Source organism: Endozoicomonas sp. ONNA2, assembly GCF_024606365.1.
Lineage (GTDB): Bacteria > Pseudomonadota > Gammaproteobacteria > Pseudomonadales > Endozoicomonadaceae > Endozoicomonas.
Genome location: NZ_JAHHPO010000536.1, coordinates 1 through 2,083 on the forward strand (window position 1 = coordinate 1; position 2,083 = coordinate 2,083).

2 protein-coding genes are annotated in these 2,083 nt (G+C 49.3%); one reads left to right on the forward strand and one right to left on the reverse strand.

The window, feature by feature from the left end; translation table 11 throughout:
* A partial coding sequence (locus tag KDK14_RS09450; protein WP_257264851.1) for a WD40 repeat domain-containing protein occupies positions 1–1,661 on the forward strand: 1,661 nt, incomplete at its 5' end.
* Positions 1,662–1,783: 122 nt separating this feature from the next.
* Here the strand turns inward: KDK14_RS09450 and KDK14_RS09455 are convergent.
* Entirely contained in the window at positions 1,784–2,008 is a 225-nt protein-coding gene (locus KDK14_RS09455) for a hypothetical protein (RefSeq protein ID WP_257264852.1), read from the reverse strand.
* Positions 2,009–2,083: the final 75 nt, after the last annotated feature.

Consider the following 2,083-nt stretch of genomic DNA (forward strand, 5'->3'; position numbering starts at 1 on the left):
ACTATCTGGAATTCGATGATATCCGCCAGGTAAATGCAACCTGTCTGACATTTCGCGAAGTGGTTAAAGAGTTCGATTATATCCGGCAACTGTCTTATTTTGCCCGGCTTCCCCGAAGCTTCCGGGAACAATACCGGCAAAATGCCCTGCAGAAGAAAAAAAGTCTGGACTTTCATCCATTTGCCAATCCAGCACCACCCAACGACAAACTGATATCATTCAGAAACAGGATAGTAAAAAACCTCCCGCAGATGTCCGCACTGCTAAGCCTTGCCACCTTGAGAAATATGGAAAAATGCTGGTCGTACCATCCGGTTGAGCGATATAAAGTCACGCTCCCTGTGAGTGAAGCAAGAGATTCATATTTTCAGACCGGTGCTACTCTGGATGTTTGCTTCAGCCCGTCCAGTGGTCATCTGTTGTTTTATGGCAACTGTTTGAATGACTCTCAAGTATTGGCCAGAAATGATCAGGGGCAATGGTCAAAAGAGCCACTTAATGGGTCCAATAACAGCGGCAATCGGGTGATTACCGCGGCAAATTTCAGTGCTGGCAAAAATCGCCTGTTAACCTGCAACAGCGAGGGTTGCGTTAATACCTTGCGCCATGCTCACCACTGTTGGGACGTTGTCGGCAAGGTAACGTTGCCAGATCCGACTGCCCAATTCAGCCCTTCAGGGAAATATATGGTGAGCTATAGCGATTTCGACCCTGTCATCGTCTGGCGTATGGACGAAAATGAAGATTGGCTGGAAATGGAGGTTATGGAACTCTCCCCGAAAATAGTATTAATTGATAAAGTCCTGTTCAGTCCTTCGGAGCGGCACCTGGTACTGTTGCAACGGCTTATGGGTCAAGTGACTGTGTTATCTCTGGATGATCATGGAGCCTGGTTAGCACAGCATTTAGTACGCTGCAGATCAGAGCGTATTACGCATGCCAGCTTCAGCCAGGTGACAGATCAGCTTCTGGTGTGCATTCGCACCAATTCTTTCGGTTTCTCCGGACGGGTTTCAATTCACAGCCCGGAACCATCGGGGAGATGGCAAGAGACTTTGATCTTCCCGGAATTCTATCTGATTGACTTCAGCCCTGCCGATAAATACTTGTTCACTACATGTGCCCCCCATGATCAGCGGCATAGCCATGATGTACTGCTGTGGCACAGACCGGAAAAATGGTCTGACTGGTCACTGAACAATTGTTTCTTGCCCGGGGAGTTATACGACGCATCAACAGCAAGGCTTAACTCAGAAATAAGGCTCACGCATGATTTCCCTGTGAATATGGCGCTATTCAGTCCATCTGACAGCCATTTTCTGACCGGCACCTATTTTGGCAAGGTCTGCATCTGGGGAAAGAGCCAGGCAGGAGAATGGTCAATTCAAATCATCACCAGGGATTGCGCCCCAGCCACCACACCCTGCTTTAGTCTGTCTGGCCTTCATGTGCTGACTTACAACCCTTCGTTTTCAGGAATCCTGGGGTGCAGCGATCAAAAGCACTGGTCACTCAAGGGAGCTATCGAGCAACACGATATCGTGCACGCATGCTTCAATCCAATATCAGAGCATGAAGTGGTGGTCCTGGGACGTAATACGGAGGACGACACGTCACATATCACTCTTACAGTTTGGGAAATAAGAGATGCTGGCGGTTGAAGGCAAAACCTGTTTTGGCGGCATTTAAACCCTTCAATCCTCCGCCCATCATTGGCGTTCGGGTCAGTGTTTCATGTATTCCCACGCAGGGCCTGAAAACGGGCTGACGGCTCGAATCGCCTTCAGAACAGCGAATCTATATGAGTAAGAAGCATCCTTGACTGATCAATCAATCCCGGGGCCGCCTGAGTTTCACCTTGCTGCAAATACACCCTGAGCTGCTGCTGATAAGCCTGTGACAGTCGCCGATCGGTTACCTTCGGGTTTGAAGCGATGCTTTCAATGGTATTACCCACAGGAGCCCCCTTGTAAAGGGCAGAAAACGCTGCCTGCAGATCAGAATACATCTGACCAGCACTTTCCCGCAATGCCAGGAGGCTGTCCGAGAATAGACTGCCCTACTGCGGTTGCGATAAATTGGT